Source organism: Streptomyces gardneri (assembly GCF_006539185.1).
Lineage (GTDB): Bacteria > Actinomycetota > Actinomycetes > Streptomycetales > Streptomycetaceae > Streptomyces > Streptomyces gardneri.
On sequence record NZ_BJMN01000060.1, the window covers coordinates 1 to 14,068 of the forward strand.

Consider the following 14,068-nt stretch of genomic DNA (forward strand, 5'->3'; position numbering starts at 1 on the left):
CCTGGCCAGCAGACCGTGGTTGAGCTCCCCCGGGTAGATGTCGGGAATCGCGTGGTCGCCGGCGGCCGAGACGATCGCGAGGAGGCATTCGTGGTCGACGATCTGGGGCGTCCAGACGAACGGACCGACCCGCACCGAGCCGCCCGCCGGAATCGGTGCGGTGATCACCAACGTACCCAGCGGCTGGAAGTGCGTCGGCCACATCATCCCCGTCCCCGGATCACACCGGTACGTCCGCACCTCGGCGACGCCGGCCGCCGCGGGCGCGGTGCCGCGGTTGTGGACGCGGACGTACAGGTAGTTCGGCCGGTCGTTGATCGGCGCCTCGTGGCCGAGCTCGGGGTCGTCACCCGTACTCACGTCGTTGTTGCGGACCCAGATGTCGGGCGAGGTCCAGAACGGCACACCGCTCGGCTGGGCGCCGGTGTCGGTCGGGTTGTCCCGGATGTACAGGTCCACCGCCGAACTCGCCTCGTCGACGGCCTCCAGCGTCTCGGCGAGCAAAGTCGCCAGGGTGATCCTGGTGACGTCGGCGAGGTAGCCGTAGTCGAGCGTGGCCGGCGCGTCGGTCGTGCGGTGGTAGTGCGGGTTGCCCTCGCCCTCGTACGCGCCGATGGTCACGTCGCCGTGTGCTTCGAACGGCATGTAGTCGCTGGAGTAGATGTGGCCGAGCTTGACCGGCAGGGTCGTGTAGTCCGCTGCGGCCTGCGCCATGACCGCGCCGAAGGCCAGGGACGCGGCGTCGTTGCCGGCCACGGCGTTCCCGATGTCGCGTTCCACGGTCACGGAGCCGTCCGCGGGCGGTCTGCCCACCATGTCCAGGTTCACGACCCGGAAGACCTGTGCGCCCGCCGCGTGGAGCTCCGCGGCGTACGCGGTGGCTCCCCACAGGCCCTGTTCCTCGCCGGAGAACGCCACGAAGCGCACGGTGGAGGTGAGCGCGACGGGTTCCAGGAGGCGCGCGATCTCGAGGACCGCCGCGACCCCGCTGGCGTTGTCGTCCGCCCCGGGGGCGCGTGCCGTCGCGTCGTTCAGGTTCTCCATCCGGCTGTCGTAGTGGCCGCACAGGATGATGACGGGGCTTCCGGCGTCCGTGCCCGGTTTGGTGCAGATCACGTTGTCGGCGCTGTGACCGGCGTTGGACCAGGTACGCAAGGTGACGTCGCCGTATCCCGCGGCCTTGAACCGGTTCGCGATCTCCTCCGCGGCCTGCTCGACGAGCGGTGAGAACGTGTGCCGGGTGTGGAAGGAGGCGAGGGCCTCGACCGTCTCTCTCAGGGCGTCCGTCGACACCAGCTCGACGAGCGCCGCGACGAACTTGTCGGGCAGGGTGCCCGTCCACTTGCGCCGGGTCGGTGCGACGAGTGTGGCGGGGCCGGGCGGGTGCCCCTTCTCGGGGGAGACGAGCGGCATGCCCGCCCCCGCCACCGCGTCACGGTCACGTTCCACGCGAGCCATCGTTCCGCCTCAGCCGGTGTTGTGGTCGGGGAGGCAGTAGGCGCAGCCGTTGTATCCGCGGGCGAGCGCGTCCTCGATGCGCAGGAAGGGCACTTTGCTGCCGGGCCCGAGTTTCGGCCAGTACGGGCAGGTGTTGATGTGGATCTCGCCGCTGCGCGGGTTGCCGAAGAAGAAGTCGTCCAGCTCCTTCACGGCCGTGATCTGGATCGTCATGCGTCCGACGACCGTTCCGTCCTGGTACTGCGTGGCGACGAAGGGATAGCGCTTCATGTGTTCGGCCTGGTGTGAGAAGTCGATCGTGATCTCGGCCGTCACCTGGTCGTCGGCGTCGAGGCGGTACCCGTCGACGACGGCGACCTTTCCGCCCTTCATCTCGATGGTGCTGCGTACGGCTCCGGTTTCCTTGACCTCCAGATCGGTCAGCGTCGCGGGTTCGATCATGCGGCTCAGCGTGCGGACGGAGATGCGTGTGTCCTCGGGCAGTGCGCTCGCGTCGAGTTCCCAGGAGCCGTCGGTGGCCTTGAGGCCGCCCCGCAGCGTGATCGTCATGCGGGTCTTGCCGCCGGGCGCCGCCATCTGCGGGGCCACGTTCCGCTGCCCCACGTTGTTGTCGAAGCGCACGATGCGGTCGTTCGGCACCGGCCCGTTGACGGTGGCGGTGATGGCCGGGTCCTGCGCGCCGTGGACGACGGCCACCAGGCATTCGTGGTCGACGATCTGGGGCGTCCAGGCGAACGGACCGACGCGCACCGAGCCGCCCGCCGGAATCGGTGCGGTGATCACCAACGTACCCAGCGACGTGAAGTGCGTCGGCCACATCATCCCCGTGCCAGGGTCGCACCGGTACGTGTCGACCTGGAACCCGCCGGCCGCGGCCTGCTGGATCCCGCGGTTGTGGACGCGGACGTACAGGTAGTTCGGCTGGTTGTTGATCGGCGCCTCGTGGCCGAGCTCGGGATTGTCACCGGTACTGATGTGGTTGTTGCGGACCCAGATGTCGGGCGAGGTCCAGAACGGCACACCGCTCGGCTGGGCGCCGAGGTCCGTGTCGCTGTCCGAGATGTAGAGGTCCACCGGCCGCCGTGCCCACAGTCCCTGAGCGATGAAGGCCTCGTCCATCACCTTGCTGTAGAGGCCACCGGTGAGGGCGGCGTCGGCGGTGATGCAGCCCTGGGCCATGCTCACGGCGTGCGCGGCACTGCTCGTGATGTCGTCGGGCACGATGAGCAGCATCTCCATCATCGTCTTGATCATGGCGTCGGCCGCCTCGACACGGACGGCGGCATCGGGCGAGTCGCCGCCCATGCCCAGGTAGCACCGCCACAGCGCCGTGCCCAGCATCGAGTTGCGCAGGTTGCGGCTGTAACTGTTGAACCCCGGGTCGTCGAACCGCTGGGTCAGATCGAGCCTGCGCTCCGAGCTCCACTGGTCGGACGCGTTGTTGTCGAAGGGGAACGTCTCGGTGCGGCGGTGTCCGTTGAGGTTGAACCGGTCACGGTAGATGGCCGGGAGGGCGTCGCAGACGCTGTGCTCGTATGCCCCGGAACCGCCGTGCTCGGCGCCCAGCCACTGGAACACACCGTGGACGTACTCATGCGCGACGACGCCGAGGTCCGCGGCGTCGGGGACGCCGCCCTCGCCGAAGCGGATCCGCGGGGGCGTCGCCGAGCCGATCCACTCGCTCTGGTCCTCGAAGTCGTACGCCTGCGGGTCGACGTCGACCTTCTCCATGCTGCCGTTGAGCGTCGGGTTGCCGAGGGCGCGGAGATAGCGGGCAACGGCGTCGAGCCAGTAGTAGGCGTTCGCGCTCAGGAAGGCACGGTTCTGGGGGTAGGTCTCGTAGGAGAAGGTCGCGGTGTTCTCGGCGGGCTGCGCGAACGCCGGGGTGTCCCAGTCGTTGCAGCGGAACCAGTCCCCGTCGAGTTGGAAGATGCCGTTGACGGCCGTGGCGATCTCGGCCTGGACGTCGTGCCGGAAGGGGTTCAGGTCGGCCGCGGTCGACGCACTGGAGAGCGTGCCGTCGTTCGACTCGGTGACGGGATCGGGCACGAAGACCTTGAGGCTCGCCGTCACGTACTTGCCCAGGAGCTCGATCCACAGCAGCTTGCCGGAGATGGCGTCGACGACCACACGGAAGTGCTCGAAGGGACCGGTGGTCTCGACGGAGAGGTCGTGTACGAGATGGAGCGTCCCGTCCGGCTTCCTCCTGCCCTTCTTCAGCAGCTCGATCGAGGCCGTGGGGTAGTCCTCGTCCGGCAGTCCGGGCCTGGTCGTGTCCCGGAGGTAGGCGAGTTCGTCCTTGAAGATGCTGGCGGTCTCGTAGTCCTTCCGGAAGGGCGCGAGTGCGACCCGTTCGACGTCCTCGACGTCACGGGCCTCGCTCGGGTCGGGAGCGTCGGCGACCTTGAGGTCACCCCCGTTGTCGACCTGGACGACGCCGGCCTGCTCGATGTCGGCGACGGCCTGGACGGTGGCGCCCAGGACGGGAAGGCCCTTGTGGAACTGCTGGTAGCGCACGCGCAGGGTGGCCGCGCCTTCGCTGGAGTCCACCTCCCGCAGATCCATCCTGTCGGCCTTGAGGTCCTTCGAGCGTGCCTTCATGAACGAGTCGATGGCCTTGCGGGCGTTCGACGCGCGGCCCAGGGTCGCCCCCGGATCGACGAACTTCCGCAGCACGCCGCCGGAGTCCTTCCGTTCACCGACGTCAGGGACCAGCCTCAGGGGCTCGTCCGCCTTGGGCCCCGACCTGCTTCTCTGCTTCTGTACGTCTTCCCGGCCCATCATGTGCTCCTTGAGACACGCGGAGGGAGGAGCGTTCCCTCGGGCGGAACGCCCCGGTCGGAAGGGATGGATGTCCCCGACAGGTGGAATCCCCGATGGCTGGATGCCCCCGCCGCGGTCGTCAACCGGCCGCGGCGGTGCGGGCGGTGTCGAGTCCCGTCACGGCGCCTCCGCGGGGACACGTGTCGGGATGGTCGGGAGCACGATGCGCTCCCGAGCCGAGGACGGAGTGCGGCCCGAGCGGGCGATCTTGAGGAAGTTCGGAAGCTCGTACGCTTCCGCGGCTTCCAGGTCGACCGTGTACCCGAGGTCTTCCAGGCTCGCGACCGTCAGCCTGCTCAAGGGGTTGTTGCTGCCGTCGATGCTCGGCGACATCAGCTCGTTGTCGAAGACGGACTCCCGCCAGTGGCTGCCCGCGCTGCCCAGGCCGCCGACGTTCGCCACCGGCACGGGGCCGGGCGGTTCTCCGGCGAGCGTGCCGAACTCCTTCATGGCTCCGGGGCCGACGAACGTGGGGTCGTCGCCGGGGAAGTCCTTCAGCAGGCCGAAGTCGGTCCAGACGGTGCCGATGCCCAGCACGTGCCCCATCTCGTGCGTGATGACGTCGAGGAGGGAACCCTCGTCCTCCATCTGGGCCAGGTCGGCGCTGTCGAACCTCATCCGCCCCGTGGCGGGAAGTCCCGCTCCGCTGATCGCGTCGTGCCGACGGAACCGCGTGGGGCCGGCCTGTCCGAGAATGTTCGGAACGTTGTCGACGCCGTCGATCGGCACGCCTTCGGCATCGATCAGGAGGTCGTCGACGACGACCGTGCCGGTGAAGTCATGAACGATCGCGGTCTCCAGGTCTCCGACGATCACGCGCGCCCAGCGCTCGGCGGCCTCGGCGAAGACGTCCTTCTGGCTGTTCGTCAGTCCTTGGATGAACCGCACGTCGATCTGGAACGGAGAGGTGGTCTTGGCGATTTTCGCTGCACGGTCGCTGTCCGCTACGGCCGTATAGATTTCGAAGGATTGGTAGGTTCGCCTGGTCATGGCGCTTGCTCCCATCACGTGCACCCGCCCTTATCCCCTCCCAAACCAGCTTAAACATGTTCGTAGTTGTAGACCATGCAACCAGATTTGGTTGAGGGTCTCCGGTTCGCGTGGTGTACCTCCTGGGACGCCGGAAACCACCCTGTGGACCCTCTGATACGTGGTCAGGGTCGCTCCGGACCCGTGCCGAGGTCCGCATCGGGATTGCCACCTGGATCGCCGTCTTCCCCAACGCCCGTCGACTACACAGCGTGTGCGAATTCGAGAGTCCTGAGGGCACCTTCAAGCCGATTGAGCCGGCGCCTTGCCCCGTGCGGTATGTGGCGCTCGGCATCAGCGCGTTCGGGTTCCGCGTACAGGCCGATCGCCACACTGCGTGTCCGCGTGGGACTGCCCCAGCCCCGTCCGCCGCGCAGAAGGGCCCGCACAGCTGACGCTGCGCGGGCCCGTTCTCGTGGCGGCTCCGTCAGCCCGCGGACTCGCCCGCGTGGGGGCTCAGGACGTCCGTGCCGATCAGGATGAAGAGGAGGATGCCCAGCAGGATGCGGTAGATCACGAAGGGCATGAAGCTCTTCGTGGTGATGAACTTCATGAACCACGCGATCACCGCGTAGCCGACGGCGAAGGCGATGATCGTGGCGAAGATCGTCGGGCCCCAGGAGACGTGCCCCTCGCCCGCGTCCTTCAGCTCGTACGCGCCCGAGGCGAGGACCGCCGGGATCGCGAGGAGGAAGGAATAGCGGGCGGCGGACTCGCGGGTGTAGCCCATGAGCAGACCGCCGGAGATCGTCGCGCCCGAGCGGGAGACGCCGGGGATCAGCGCCATCGCCTGGCAGACGCCGAAGATCAGGCCGTCCTTCACGCCGAGGTCCTTGAGCGTCTTGCGGTCGCGGACGACGCGGTGGCGGCCGCCGGCCTCGTCCCGCGCGGCGAGCCGGTCGGCGATGCCGAGGACGATGCCCATGACGATCAGGGTGGTCGCGATCAGCCGCAGGTCGCGGAAGGGGCCCTCGATCTGGTCCTTGAGCGTGATGCCGAGGACGCCGATCGGGATCGAGCCGACGATGACCAGCCAGCCCATCTGGGCGTCGTGGTCGGAGCGCATCGACTTGTCGGTGAGGGAGCGGAACCAGGCCGAGACGATCCGCGCGATGTCCTTGCGGAAGTAGATCAGGACGGCGGTCTCCGTGCCGATCTGGGTGATCGCGGTGAAGGCCGCGCCCGGGTCGTGCCAGCCGGCGAAGGCCGCGGTCAGCCTGAGATGCGCGCTGGAGGAGATGGGAAGGAACTCCGTCAGCCCCTGTACGAGTCCGAGGATGAACGATTCGAACCAACTCATGGGGCTAGGGCCGTCCCGTTATGTACGTGTGCGGTCAGAAGGTCGAGCGCAGCGTACCGTCCCAAGATGACGCGCTCGCGATGAGGCCCGTGACGGTCCCGTGATCAGGCCACATCGGCTGTCTTCAGGCCTCGTAGGGGCCCGAGGTCGTCCATCCCGGCGCCCGGACGTGGGCGCGGAGGCTCGGCCGGTCGGCCTCTCCGCCGCAGTGGGCGCAGACGACACGGGGGCTGAGGATCTCGCCGCAGTCGTGTTCCAGGACGACGGGGCGGTCGTTCTCGTTGAGGTGGCGGTCGCCCCAGGCCATCAGGGTCAGGAGCACGGGCTGGAGCTCCTCGCCGGCGGCCGTCGCACGGTACTCGAAGCGCTGCGGGCGCTCGCTGTACGGCACGCGCTCCAGGATCCCGGCCTCGACGAGCCGCTTGAGGCGGGCGGTGAGGATGTCGCGCGGGGCGCCGGTGTTGCGCGCGATCCGGTCGAAGCGGTGCACGCCGAGGGAGACCTCGCGGAGCACGAGCAGCGCGTACTTCTCGCCGACGAGCGAGAGCGTGTCGGCGATCGAGCAGGGGCGGGGAGCGGCCTTCATGGAGTCAGCCTAGGGCAGGAGCAGCACGAGGGTTTGAAAATCCAACCGACTGGGTTATGTTACCGACGAGTGTTGGTCCACTTTTCCAACTCAGGAGTTGGTCATGCGTGACGCCGTCATCGTCGAAGCCGTCCGTACACCGATGGGAAGGGGCAAGGCCGGGGGAGCCCTGTCCCACGTCCACCCCGTAGCCCTCCTCTCCCACACCCTGCGCGCCCTGATCGAACGCAGCGGCATCGACCCCGCCCTCGTCGACGACGTGATCGGCGGTACGGTCGACCAGGTCGGCGAGCAGGCCATGAACACCACCCGCTACGCCTGGCTCGGTGCCGGATTTCCCGAGTCCGTGCCCGCCACCACCGTCGACCGGCAGTGCGGTTCCTCCCAGCAGGCCGTCCACTTCGCCGCCCAGGGCGTCCTCTCGGGGGCGTACGACATAGCCGTCGCCTGCGGTGTCGAGTCCATGAGCCGGGTCCCCATGTGGTCGAACGTGCCGCCCGGCGCCGACCCCTTCGGACCCGGCGTCGCCGAGCGCTACCCCGAGGGGCTCGTCCCGCAGGGCGTCAGCGCCGAGCTCATCGCCGCCAAGTGGTCGATCGGCCGCGAGGCCATGGACGAGTTCGCCGCCGGTTCGCACACCAAGGCGGCCCGCGCCTGGGAGGCCGGTCTCTTCGACGCCGAGGTCGTCCCGTACGAGGGAGTCCGCCGCGACGAGTCGGTGCGCCCCGCGACCACCCCCGAGATCCTCGCCGGTCTCCGGCCCGCCTTCGAGGACCCCGGCTTCGCGGCCCGCTTCCCGCAGATCGACTGGTCCGTCACCGCCGGCAACAGCAGCCCCGTCAACGACGGCGCCTCCGCCGTGCTCGTCATGGCCGCCGACACCGCCCGGAGCCTCGGCCTGCGGCCCCTCGCCCGTCTGCACAGCTTCGCCGTCACCGGCTCCGACCCGCTCCTGATGCTCACCGGCGTCATCCCGGCCACCGAGAAGGTCCTGCGCCGCGCGGGCCTCTCCCTCGCCGACATCGACCTCTTCGAGATCAACGAGGCCTTCGCGAGCGTCGTGCTCGCCTGGCAGCAGGAGACCGGCGCCGACCCGGCCAGGGTCAACGCCCACGGCGGGGCCATCGCGCTCGGGCACCCCCTCGGCGCCAGCGGCACGCGCATCGCGACGACCCTGGTCCACGCCCTGCGGGCCCGGGGCGCCCGCTACGGCCTCCAGGCGATGTGCGAGGCGGGCGGTCTCGCCAACGCGATGATCGTCGAGGCGCTCTGAGAGCCGGGCCGCCAGGTCGTCAGGCCGTGCCGACCGGCTCCCGCTCCAGGGCGGGAGCCGCGTCCGGGGTCGCGGCCCGGGTCCCGGACGTGCCCCGCAGGGCGTGGCGCTTGCGCCAGGCCACCACCGCCGCGCCGAGACCCGACAGGACGATGAACCCCGCCGAGATGAGGAAGGCCGGAGACCCCGGTGAACCGGCCTGGGCGCCCGCGATCACGTACGCCGCCGTGTTCGGCACCGTGCCGATCGCCGTCGCCAGGAGGAACGGCACGTATCCCATCCGGGAGACCGCAGCGCAGTAGTTGGCCGCCGCGAAGGGGACGCCGGGGAAGAGCCGGATCGCCAGCATCGAGCGGAAACCGTGCCGGCTCAGCTGCCCGTCCGCCGCCGTCAGCCAGCGGCCCCGTACGAACGGCCGCAGCGCGTCCTGTCCCAGGAAGCGGCCGAGGGTGAAGGAGATCCCGGCACCGAGCACCGTCCCCGCCACCGCCGCCGTCAGACCGAAGGCCGAGCCGAAGAGCGCGCCCGCCGCCAGATTGAGCACCGGGCGCGGTACGAACGCCGCCGTGCACACACCGTACGCGAGGCCGAAGAGCATCACCGCGCCCGCGCCGTTCGTCTGCTGCGGCCAGCCCGAGGACAGCAGCCGCTGCGGCTCGTACAGCAGCACGAGCCCCGCCGCGGAGAGCAGCAGCAGGGCGAGGATCGAGAGCCGCGAGCGGGGCGCGAGCAGGGCCTGGGAACAGCGGACTGCGAGAGAGCCCGGCGGCCGGGGCACGGGAGCGAGCATTCGGGGAGAGTAGCGGACGGGTCCGTATGATCGCCGTAATGTGCGTCATGTCCGTCCGGAGCACGGACCGCACCGTGCCGTGACCGAGAGGGCTCCATGACCGAGACCGCGCCGACCGACGCCGTCCCCGGCAGCGTCCTCGCCGACACCGTCCTGGAGCGGCTCACCACTCTCTACCCCGCCGCGGGCAACCCCTTCCGGGCCCAGGAGATGGTCGCGTACATGAAGGGCGTCGCCCCCTTCCTCGGCGTACGGACCCCCGAGCGCCGCGCCCTCTCCCGTACCGTCCTCGACGGCACCCCCCGCCCCGACGAGGACGACTGCACCGCGATCGCCCTGCGCTGCTTCGCCCTGCCCGAGCGGGAGTACCACTACTTCGCCGTCGACTACCTCCGCCGCCATGTGAAGCGCTGCTCCTCCGGCTTCCTGCCCGTCGCCCGCCGGCTCGTCACCACCGTCTCCTGGTGGGACACGGTCGACCACCTCGCCGCCCATGTCGTCGGCGGCCTCGTCGCGGCCGACCCGGCCCTCGCGGCCCGCATGGACGAGTGGATCGAGGACGAGGACCTGTGGGTGGCGCGCACCGCGCTGCTCCACCAGCTCCGCTACAAGGACGCGACCGACGCCGACCGGCTCTTCGCCTACTGCCTCCGCCGCGCCGCCCACCCCGACTTCTTCGTCCGCAAGGCGATCGGCTGGAGCCTGCGCGAGTACGGCAAGACCGCCCCCGGAGAGGTGCGCGCCTTCGTGGCCGCCAACCGCTCCCTGCTCGCCCCGCTCTCCGTCCGCGAGGCCCTGAAGAACCTCGGCTGAGAGAACATCGGCACAATGAGAGCGTGAACGAGCACATCCCCGTCATCCGCGAGGTCGACCAGGGCACCGCGCGCCTCATGCCCGACGTGGACCGGGAGCGGGCGTGGCTCCTGACGGTCGACGGCGCACCCCAGTCGTACGTCGACCTGGACGATCCGGCGTACCTGGAGTTCGAGTACGCGCGCAGACTCGCCCATGTCGTCGACGGCGCCGCCGACGAGGGCGAACCGCTGGACGTCCTGCACCTGGGCGGTGGGGCGCTGTCCCTTCCCCGGTACGTCTCCGTCACCCGGCCCGGCTCGCGCCAGGACGTCGTGGAGGCGGACCGGCAGCTGCTCGCCCTCGTCGCCGAACACCTGCCGCTGCCCGAGGGCTCGGGAGTCACCGTCCACGGAGCCGACGCCCGGGGCTGGCTGGAGACGGCCCCGGACGCCTCGGCCGACCTGATCGTCGGCGACGTCTTCGGCGGCTCGCGGGTGCCCGCGCACCTCACCTCGGTCGAGTACGCCCGGGAGGTCCGGCGCGTCCTGCGGCCCGGCGGGCTCTACGCCGCCAACCTGGCCGACGGCGCGCCCTTCGGCTTCCTCCGCTCCCAGCTCGCGACCTTCGCCGCCGTCTTCCCCGAACTGGCCCTCGTCGCCGAACCGGCCGTGCTGCGCGGCCGCCGCTTCGGGAACGCGGTCCTGGTCGCCTCCGCCCGGGAGATCGACATCGCCCACCTCGCCCGGCGGGCCGCCGCGGACGCCTTCCCCGCGCGCGTGGAGCACGGGGCGACGCTCGACCGGTTCACCGGGGACGCTGAACCGGTCCTGGACGCCGGGGCCGTACCGTCACCCGTTCCGCCCGAGGGCGCCTTCGGCGTCGGCTGAGACGGGCGGGACGGCCGAGACGGGCTGCTTCTCCACCGCCGCCTGCTCCGGGGTCGCGCCCGTGACCTCCTTGGTGTGCGGACGGCGGGTCAGGTTCCGTACGTCCGGCACCAGCAGGACCAGGGCCGTGACGAACACCATCAGTGCCGCCGCGCCCCACAGGGCCTCGCTCCGGCCGAACGCGCTCTCGGCCGGGCCCGCGAGCGCCGTGGACAGCGGCAGCAGGGCGGTCGAGCCGAACCAGTCGTAGGCGGAGACCCGGGAGAGCTTCTCCTCCGGGATCTCCTGGTGCAGGGCCGTCATCCACGAGACGCCGAAGACCTCGATCGCCATACCGCTGATGAACATGGCGGCCGTGAGCCCCACCACGTCCAGCGGTACGGCGAGCGCCGCCGAGGGCAGCGCTATCGGGAAGACGCAGAGCGTGCCGACGAACAGCAGCCTGCGCGGCTTCCAGCGGGTCATCAGGACGGCGCCGGCGACGGTTCCCACCCCGTAGGCGGCGAGCGCGATGCCCCAGGGGCGGGCGCCGCCCAGCTCGTCCCGGGCGACGAGCGGTCCGAAGACCGCCTCGACCGCCCCGATCAGGCCCACGACCACCGAGAACTGGGCGACGATCGACCACAGCCACGGCCGGCCGACGAACTCCTGCCAGCCCTCGCGCAGATCGGCGAAGAGGCCGCCGCTCGGGGCCCGCTCGGGGGTGCCGCTCACATCGAGGAAGGCCCGCAGTCCGCCCGCGACGGCGAAGGCGAGGGCGTCGATCGCGAGGACCCAGCCGGGCCCGACGAAGGCGACGAGCGCTCCCCCCAGCGCGGCGCCGCCGATGCCGGCGCCGTGCATGGCCATCCGGTAGACGGCGAACGCCCGGCCGGCCTGCTCCCCCGTGACGCTGGTCAGGAGCATGCCCTCGGCGGCCGGGTTGAAGAAGGCCTGCCCGGTGCCGCACAGGGCGGTGAGCAGCATCATCTGCCAGATCTGCGCCCCGCCCGAGAGGACGAGGACGGCGAAGACGGCCTGCGAGACGCAGTTGAGGGCGTTGGCCGCGACCATCACGCGGTGGCGCGGTATCCGGTCGGCCACCGCGCCGCCGATGAGCAGGAAGAGGACGAGCGGCAGGAAGCGGGCCATCGCGACGAGTCCCACGTCGCCCGCGCTGCCCCCGCTCTCGAAGACCGCCCAGGTGGTGGCGATCAGCGCGCCGTGCGCGCCGAGGTTGGTCACCACCGTCGCGGCCGTGAGCAGGACGTAGTTGCGGCCCGCCCACTCGGGGCGGCGGGAGGCGAAGGGGGTGCGGCGGGGGGAGTCGGCGGGATTCGTCACCCCGGGACTATCCCTGTCGCCTCCCCCTCCTGCCAAACCGATATCCGGACGGTGGGGAGCGCCGGACGGAGTTCCCCACCGTCCGTGTCAGGACGCGGAGGTGAGCCTGACCGTGGAGAGGATCTGCTTGATGGTGGCGTCCGGCAGCTCGTCCTTGACGCCGTCGGGTCCGTAGAGCACCCAGGTCGTGAAGTCGCCCTTGGTGTTCTTGAAGGTGAACGCGATCGACTTGCCGTCGGACTCGCACTTGTTGCGCTTCTTGACGCCCGGTGCCGTGGCGGTCGCCATGCTGCCGGTGAGCCCGGACTTCGTCGTGTACGGCACGGGCTTGGAGATCTTGATGGTGCTCTTGGGCATGTGCTGCGCGTAGCCGCCCCACACCCAGGTGCCCGCCTCGCCGCGCGCGGCGTCCGACGTGTTCTTGGCGCCCTGGCCGCCCTTGGTGCCCGCCGTGCTCAGGCCCCAGGTCTCCTGGGTGCCGTTCTTGTCGACGTCGTAGGAGCACCAGTTCTTCTTGAAGCGCGTGGGGCTGGACATCGTGACGAGCGGGGTGCCGGGCTTCTTCTCGTCGTCGAAGTAGGTGATCAGCCCCGGCTTCATCACCTCCCACTCGGGCGGTACGTCGAACAGGGTGCCGTACTTCGGGTTGTGGACGACCTTCCAGCCGGGGATCGTCGGCTGCTGGGCCGCGCCGTCACGCGGGTTGTCGAGCGGCGGCGCGGAAGGCTCCCCGGCCTCGGACGGCGCGGTGGAGGGCGCCGCGACGGACGGCTGCTTGCCGTCGGCGGTCGGCTTCTTGTCGTCGTCCTCGGAGAGCACCAGGAAACCGGTGACGCCGGCCGCGACGACCACGGCGGTCGCGGCGACGATCGCCACGAGCGTCGACTTCTTCTTGCCGCCGCCCGGGCCGGGCGCACCGGGCTGCCCCGGACCCATCGCCTGCCCCGGGACCGCGTACTGCGGCACGGTCGGCTGCTGGTACGGGTTCGGCTGCTGGTACCCCGGCTGCTGGGGGTAGCCCTGCTGGCCGTACCCCTGCTGCGGGTAGCCCGGCTGAGCGGGCTGCTGCGGATACCCGGGCTGCGTCGGCGGCTGCGGGTAACCGGGCTGGGCCGGCGGCTGCTGATACGGGTTCGGCTGCTGGTACCCCGACTGCTGGTAGGGGTTCTGACTCTGGTCCTGCGGGTTCTGCTCGCCCCCGGGCGGCTGCTGTCCTGGCCACATGGCCAGTAACGATAGAGGTGTGGCGGCGGCGGGGCCACGAGAGGGATGGCCAAGGCTGCTACCGGTGGGTAACATCACGGCCATGAGCGCAGACCAGATGACCGTCGGCGAGATGCTCGCCGCCACGGTCCCCATGGCCGGAACCCTCAACCTGGAGTTCCTGGAGACCACCGCCGAGCGCGCCGTCGTGCGCCTGCCGGACCAGCCCGCCTACCACAACCACGTCGGCGGCCCGCACGCCGGAGCGATGTTCACCCTGGCCGAGTCCGCCAGCGGCGCCATCGTGCTCGCCGCCTTCGGCGACCAGCTGACCCGCGCCGTGCCGCTCGCCGTCAGCGCCGAGATCGCCTACAAGAAGCTGGCCATGGGCGTCGTCACCGCCACCGCCACCCTGGGCCGCCCCGTGGCCGAGGTCGTCGCCGAACTCGACGCCGGACAGCGGCCGGAGTTCCCGGTGCGGATCGACATCACCCGCGAGGACGGCGCCGTGACCGGCGAGATGACCGTCCTGTGGACGCTGCGCCCGAACGCCTGATCCACGAGGTACCCCGCGTCGACCCCCGCACCCCCCTTCGGGTGC

At 70.5% G+C, this 14,068-nt stretch carries 12 protein-coding genes; 4 read left to right on the plus strand and 8 right to left on the minus strand.

Features of this window, described 5'->3' with window-relative positions; genetic code table 11:
• The 5 genes from SGA01_RS35425 to SGA01_RS35450 all read right to left on the minus strand — a co-directional run.
• Window positions 1-1,449: M28 family metallopeptidase (locus SGA01_RS35425; RefSeq protein WP_167534248.1), on the minus strand; the 1,449-nt coding region annotated here is incomplete at its 3' end.
• A gap of 18 nt (window positions 1,450-1,467) precedes the next feature.
• On the minus strand, window positions 1,468-4,134 hold the full coding sequence (locus tag SGA01_RS35430) for a hypothetical protein (protein ID WP_229918339.1): 2,667 nt from the start codon (window positions 4,132-4,134) through the stop codon (window positions 1,468-1,470).
• A 264-nt stretch (window positions 4,135-4,398) separates the two neighbouring features.
• On the minus strand, window positions 4,399-5,169 hold the full coding sequence (locus tag SGA01_RS35435; RefSeq protein ID WP_229918340.1) for a leishmanolysin-related zinc metalloendopeptidase: 771 nt from the start codon (window positions 5,167-5,169) through the stop codon (window positions 4,399-4,401).
• Window positions 5,170-5,737: 568 nt separating this feature from the next.
• Entirely contained in the window at window positions 5,738-6,610 is an 873-nt protein-coding gene (locus SGA01_RS35445) for an undecaprenyl-diphosphate phosphatase (protein WP_141301995.1), read from the minus strand.
• Window positions 6,611-6,734: 124 nt separating this feature from the next.
• Window positions 6,735-7,196, minus strand: a complete 462-nt coding sequence (locus tag SGA01_RS35450; RefSeq protein WP_141301997.1) for a winged helix-turn-helix transcriptional regulator — start codon at window positions 7,194-7,196, stop codon at window positions 6,735-6,737.
• Between the two features lie 103 nt (window positions 7,197-7,299).
• Between SGA01_RS35450 and SGA01_RS35455 the strand changes: the two genes are divergently transcribed.
• A complete protein-coding gene (locus SGA01_RS35455) occupies window positions 7,300-8,469 on the plus strand; it encodes a thiolase family protein (protein ID WP_141301999.1) in 1,170 nt (389 codons plus the stop codon).
• A gap of 19 nt (window positions 8,470-8,488) precedes the next feature.
• Here the strand turns inward: SGA01_RS35455 and SGA01_RS35460 are convergent, their stop codons facing one another.
• Entirely contained in the window at window positions 8,489-9,259 is a 771-nt protein-coding gene (locus SGA01_RS35460; protein WP_141302001.1) for a TVP38/TMEM64 family protein, read from the minus strand.
• A gap of 96 nt (window positions 9,260-9,355) precedes the next feature.
• Here SGA01_RS35460 and SGA01_RS35465 point away from each other — a divergent pair, with 96 nt between their 5' ends.
• Together SGA01_RS35465 and SGA01_RS35470 are read left to right on the plus strand one after the other, a co-directional pair.
• Entirely contained in the window at window positions 9,356-10,072 is a 717-nt protein-coding gene (locus SGA01_RS35465) for a DNA alkylation repair protein (protein WP_141302003.1), read from the plus strand.
• A 23-nt stretch (window positions 10,073-10,095) separates the two neighbouring features.
• Entirely contained in the window at window positions 10,096-10,941 is an 846-nt protein-coding gene (locus tag SGA01_RS35470) for a spermidine synthase (RefSeq protein ID WP_141302005.1), read from the plus strand.
• On the opposite strand, the gene SGA01_RS35475 is transcribed toward SGA01_RS35470, so the two are convergent.
• Together SGA01_RS35475 and SGA01_RS35480 are read right to left on the minus strand one after the other, a co-directional pair.
• Entirely contained in the window at window positions 10,903-12,264 is a 1,362-nt protein-coding gene (locus tag SGA01_RS35475) for an MFS transporter (protein WP_141302007.1), read from the minus strand. The genes SGA01_RS35470 and SGA01_RS35475 overlap by 39 nt on opposite strands.
• A gap of 87 nt (window positions 12,265-12,351) precedes the next feature.
• On the minus strand, window positions 12,352-13,488 hold the full coding sequence (locus SGA01_RS35480; protein ID WP_141302009.1) for a DUF8017 domain-containing protein: 1,137 nt from the start codon (window positions 13,486-13,488) through the stop codon (window positions 12,352-12,354).
• An 82-nt stretch (window positions 13,489-13,570) separates the two neighbouring features.
• Here SGA01_RS35480 and SGA01_RS35485 point away from each other — a divergent pair, with 82 nt between their 5' ends.
• Entirely contained in the window at window positions 13,571-14,023 is a 453-nt protein-coding gene (locus SGA01_RS35485; protein ID WP_174867632.1) for a DUF4442 domain-containing protein, read from the plus strand.
• The last annotated feature ends 45 nt before the right edge of the window (window positions 14,024-14,068 follow it).

Excerpts from the sequence above, each read along its gene's own strand:
- SGA01_RS35455 (WP_141301999.1), top strand. The coding sequence starts at position 7,300 with ATGCGTGACGCCGTCATCGTCGAAGCCGTCCGTACACCGATGGGAAGG.
- SGA01_RS35485 (WP_174867632.1), top strand. The coding sequence starts at position 13,571 with ATGAGCGCAGACCAGATGACCGTCGGCGAGATGCTCGCCGCCACGGTC.
- SGA01_RS35450 (WP_141301997.1), bottom strand. The coding sequence starts at position 7,196 with ATGAAGGCCGCTCCCCGCCCCTGCTCGATCGCCGACACGCTCTCGCTC.
- SGA01_RS35460 (WP_141302001.1), bottom strand. The coding sequence starts at position 9,259 with ATGCTCGCTCCCGTGCCCCGGCCGCCGGGCTCTCTCGCAGTCCGCTGT.
- SGA01_RS35465 (WP_141302003.1), top strand. The coding sequence starts at position 9,356 with ATGACCGAGACCGCGCCGACCGACGCCGTCCCCGGCAGCGTCCTCGCC.
- SGA01_RS35445 (WP_141301995.1), bottom strand. The coding sequence starts at position 6,610 with ATGAGTTGGTTCGAATCGTTCATCCTCGGACTCGTACAGGGGCTGACG.
- SGA01_RS35480 (WP_141302009.1), bottom strand. The coding sequence starts at position 13,488 with ATGTGGCCAGGACAGCAGCCGCCCGGGGGCGAGCAGAACCCGCAGGAC.